4 protein-coding genes are annotated in these 4356 nt (G+C 64.9%); 3 read left to right on the forward strand and 1 reads right to left on the reverse strand.

Going from position 1 to position 4356, the window contains the following annotated elements:
- Positions 1 to 1900: TIGR04190 family B12-binding domain/radical SAM domain protein (locus GPA_RS07320; RefSeq protein ID WP_049784060.1), on the reverse strand; the 1900-nt coding region annotated here is incomplete at its 3' end.
- Between the two features lie 335 nt (positions 1901 to 2235).
- Here GPA_RS07320 and GPA_RS07325 point away from each other — a divergent pair.
- From GPA_RS07325 to GPA_RS07335, 3 genes are all read left to right on the forward strand, one after another.
- A complete protein-coding gene (locus GPA_RS07325; RefSeq protein WP_015539462.1) occupies positions 2236 to 3591 on the forward strand; it encodes an amidohydrolase family protein in 1356 nt (451 codons plus the stop codon).
- A gap of 4 nt (positions 3592 to 3595) precedes the next feature.
- Positions 3596 to 3796, forward strand: coding sequence for a hypothetical protein (locus GPA_RS07330; protein ID WP_015539463.1), 201 nt, complete (start codon positions 3596 to 3598; stop codon positions 3794 to 3796).
- Positions 3797 to 4023: 227 nt separating this feature from the next.
- The coding region (locus GPA_RS07335) for a Sec-independent protein translocase subunit TatA/TatB (RefSeq protein ID WP_197533079.1) at positions 4024 to 4356 on the forward strand (333 nt) is incomplete at its 3' end.

A 4356-nucleotide genomic window follows, 5' to 3' on the forward strand; every position in this document is an offset into this window, starting at 1 on the left:
CGGCGAGCGCGCGGCCGTCGCCCATGCCGTCCACGGCCAGGCCCTTGAACGTGCAGTTGGGCGTGCCGTCGGCGTTCCAAGCCGGGGAGAGCTCGCCGGTGGTCTGGTCGGGATAGTCGAAGTCGCTCTGCGCGGGCCGCCACTTCCCGGTCAGCTTCGCCGCGAAGTTCGCCGGCTCGTTCGTGAACCACAGCTTCGCCAAATGCTTCGCGTGCACGGGCTTCACATCGAAGGCCCAGTTCAGCTCCGACTTCTCGGCCACGGTGTTCTCGGACAGACGCTCGAACTCGGCCTTCAAGGCCCCCAGGCGCGCGTCGATGCGGCCGGTGCCGTTGTACAGCACATCGTCCAGGCGGTTCATCTGCTCGCGCGCCTCGCGGATGCGCTTGTCGGTGGCGGCGGCCATCCCGGCGTCCAGGATGCCGTGCTCGCCCTTGATCCGGTTCAGGTCGAGCGCCGCGTCGTAGGTGGCGTCCACCATCTCGTCCACGCTCATGTAGGTGCTCTCGTAGTTCATGATGTGCTTCCACGAGGGCAGGATCATGCGCTCGCGATGTTCCTCGAACGTGCGGGCACGCAGCTTGTAGCCGTACTTCTCCGGGTTGTCGAACGCGATGGACCCCACGTCCAGAAACGGCGCCATCGGCGAGGTCAGCACCACGAGACGCGGGTCGTAATTCACACGCTCGTACAGATGCTGCACGTAGGCCCCCGTCTCGCGCACGCTGGCGGCGGTCTGCTTGGGGATGCCCGTCATGAAGTACAGGTCGAACCGCTCGCAGTTGGGGTGCGACAGCGCGTCGACGATGGTGTCCTCCAGCTCGGCCATCGTGTAATGGCCCTTGCCGAACGCCTTGCGCACGTCGTCGTCGTGGCTCTCGGCCGAGATCTCCACCGACCAGTTGCCCAGGTTGTTATCGAGCAGCTGGTAGAACTCGTCGCCCCCCGGCGGCGGGCCGAAGAACTCGAAGCCGATGGGGTTGTGCACCTTGCCCTTGAGCCCGGTGATGAACTCGTGCGTGTACGCCTCGCCGGCCTGCAAAAAGTCGTTCAGCACGAAGATGGGGCCCCACACGTGGTTCTGCACGTTCTCGATGTCGCGGATCAAAAGCTTCGGGTCGCGCCACGCCACGCGCCGGCGGCCGAAGTGGTTCTTGAACGCGTAGGCGCTGCCGCCGCAGGTGGCGCAGTTGCGCGCGCAGCCGCGGCAGGTGAGGCTGGCCGTCACGGGATACGAGAGCCACCCCTTCATGGGCAGGTAGCTGGTCATGTCGTGGTGGCGCAGCACGCCCTTCATGGGGTAGGCGTAATCGAGCGAGATGGCGTTCATGTCGTCGGGCACCCACGACAGCGGGTTGATGCGGATGGCCCCCGAGGCGTCCTTCCAGGTGAGGTTCGGGATGTCCGACAGGTCGCCCACCGGCGTGTGCGTCTTGGCCGCCCGCGCCACGCGCTCGATGAGCATGCGCATGGGCTCCTCGGTGGAGTCGCCGCGGAACACGTAGTCGATGCAGTCGTACTTGATCAGGTCCTCGTGGAAGATCGACGACGACAGCCCGCCGAACGACACCGGCACGTGCGGGTGCAGGCGCTTCAAGATCTTCGCCACCTCGATGGAGCCGTGGCAGTGCGGCATCCAGTGCAGGTCGATGCCGAACAGGTGCGAGTCCAGGCGCGCGAGGTTCTTCTCCACGTCGAAGTTCTTCTTGTGCAGCATCATCGACGCCAGGTTGTAGATGCGCGAGCGCAGTCCGTGGCGCTCCAGGTACTCGCAAAGCGTCGTGAGCCCCAGCGGGTACATCTCGAAGATGGGCGTGGAGGGCACCATGTCGGACACGGGCCCGTACATGATGGAGCGCTCGCGGAAGTCGTAGGTGGCGGGCGCGTGGATGTATGTCATGTCTAGTGTTTGCATGCGGCCATGAAGTATAGCACTCTTATGTTCCGTCGGCCTTGCGGCCGACGGAACAACTCGACGCTGCGAAGCCCCCTCGCACCCGATCTTCGCGCGATCCCGCGGACTCGCGTACCGAAGTACGCTTCGCCCCCGCGATCCCGCGAATCTCGGGTACGAGGGGGCTTCTCGCTGACTTACTGCGCCAACCTGGGGCGTACGCATCGCCTCCCGCCACGCCTCCTCCCCCGGCCGATTGCCCTGTGTGCTTTCGCCGGAGAGCGCACCGGCAATGCTATGATACGCAGCACACGATTATTCTTAGAGATTGGTGGGCCGTCATGCTGTTGTGCGCACAATATATTCTCCCCATCACTTCAGAGCCGTTCCAGAACGGCGCCGTGCTCGTGCGCGACGGCCGCATCTGCGACATCGGCGCCACCGACATGCTGAAGCTCCGCTACCCCGACGAGGAGATCGTCGACTACGGCCTGGCCGCGCTCATGCCGGGCCTGGTCGACCTGCACACTCACCTGGAGAACTCCGTCATGCGCGGCATCGTGCACGACGTGCCCTACACCACCTGGATCACGTCCATGCTGGAGAAGAGCGCGAAGATGGACGTGGGCGACTGGTACGACTCGGCCATCCTGGGCGGCCTCGAGGCGCTCTCCAGCGGCATCACCTGCGTTGCCGACATCACCGCGACGGGCGCGGCCTGCACGGCCACGCAGAAGCTCGGCATGCGCTCGGTCATCTACCGCGAGGTGGGCGCCATGGACAAGCGCCGCGTGGACTACGCCATGCGCGTGGCCGAGAACGACATCATGCACTGGCGCGAAGAGGTCGACTCCTCCCGCATCACCATCGGCATCGCCCCGGCGGCTATGTACGTGTGCCATCCCTCCATGTTCGGCAAGGTGTCCGACTTCGCGCGCCGCGAGAACGTGCCCGTGGCCATGCATATGGCCGGCAACCGCGAGGAGTTCAACTTCATCAAGTACGGTTCGTCGCCGTTCTCGGTGCACACCATGGACCAGAAGCGCGGCTACGTGGAGGTCCCGCCGTGGCTGCCCACCGGCACGACGCCCGTGCGCTATGCGCTGAACTGGGGCGCGTTCGAATCCGACAACGTGCTGGCCATCCACTGCGTGCACGTGGACGACGAGGACGTGAAGAAGCTCAAGGAATACGACGTGGCCGTGGCCGTGTGCCCGCGCTGCAACGCGCAGCTGGGCATGGGCGTGGCCCCGCTCACGGAGTTCTTGCGCTCCGGCCTGCGCACCGGCATCGGCACCGACTCGCCGGCCGCCACGGACTCCACCGACCTGCTCACCGAGATGCGCATCGGCATGCTGGTGCAGCGCGCCGTGAACGTGGGCCAGTTCCTCGATTCGGCCACCATGCTGGAGATGGCCACCATCGGCGGCGCCCGCGCGCTCAAGCTGGACGACAAGATAGGCTCGCTGGACATCGGCAAGCGCGCCGACCTCGTGGCCGTGGACCTGTCCGGCTCGCACCAGACGCCCACCACCGACCCCGTGTCGGCCGTGGTGAACACGTGCAGCGGCGCCGACGTGCTCATGACCATGGTGGACGGCGTGCAGCTGTACGAGAAGAACAAGTGGCACGTTGACGTGGAGGTGGCGAAGAACATCGCCCGCGTCATCGAGATCCGCGGGAAACTGAGGATGTAGCAGCATGGCGAAGCAGCAGAAACTCACGGCGAAGCAGAAGAGCGAGCGCATCAAGGCCGCGCAGGAGCGCGAGCGGAAAGCGCAGGAACAACGCAGGCGCGCGGAGAAGACGAAGCGGATATTCACCGTAGTCATCTGCGTGATCCTCGTGCTGGCGCTGGGCATTCCCACCATGGCCCTCATGGTCATGGGCGGCGGGTCGTAGAGGGCTCTCGCGCCGCAGCAGGGGGGTTGAAGGGCGGTTTCAAGAAGGCGGGAGCTCCGCCGTCGCCCCTCTTTGCGCATTTCCTTCTCCCTGCGCGCCGGCCGGCCTCTTGTTTTTTCTGTAGAGCATCCGCAGATGCGTTGGCCGAACGCGTTTGTGATACTATGAATCGTTGCCGCGCGGGGCGCGGCTGATACGTTGAGAGACACCGCGCAAAGGGGTTTGCTTTGTTTGGTATTGGTGGATTCGAGCTTTTTCTCATCCTGCTGTTCGGGTTCCTCATCTTCGGGCCCGACAAGCTGCCGGCCATGGCCAAGACGCTGGGGAAGGCCATCGCGAAATTCAGGGACGCCCAAGAGGAGATGAACAAGGTCATCAAGACGGAAGTCTACGACCCGAACTCCGATGAGCCGTTCAAGAACCCGTTCGACGCCTTGGCGAAGGTGGGAGAGATCGGCAAGGACGACAAGAAGGAGGCGCCTGCTGCCTCCGGCAAGCAGGAGAGCTTCTCCGAGCGCAAGGCCCGCTATGACAAGGAGCGCGCCGCCAAGAAGGCCGAG

It is taken from the genome of Gordonibacter pamelaeae 7-10-1-b (assembly GCF_000210055.1).
GTDB classification, from domain to species: Bacteria; Actinomycetota; Coriobacteriia; order Coriobacteriales; family Eggerthellaceae; genus Gordonibacter; species Gordonibacter pamelaeae.

Bases quoted from the DNA above. Each gene is read 5' to 3' on its own strand.
- GPA_RS07325 (WP_015539462.1), top strand. From the start codon at position 2,236: ATGCTGTTGTGCGCACAATATATTCTCCCCATCACTTCAGAGCCGTTC.
- GPA_RS07330 (WP_015539463.1), top strand. From the start codon at position 3,596: ATGGCGAAGCAGCAGAAACTCACGGCGAAGCAGAAGAGCGAGCGCATC.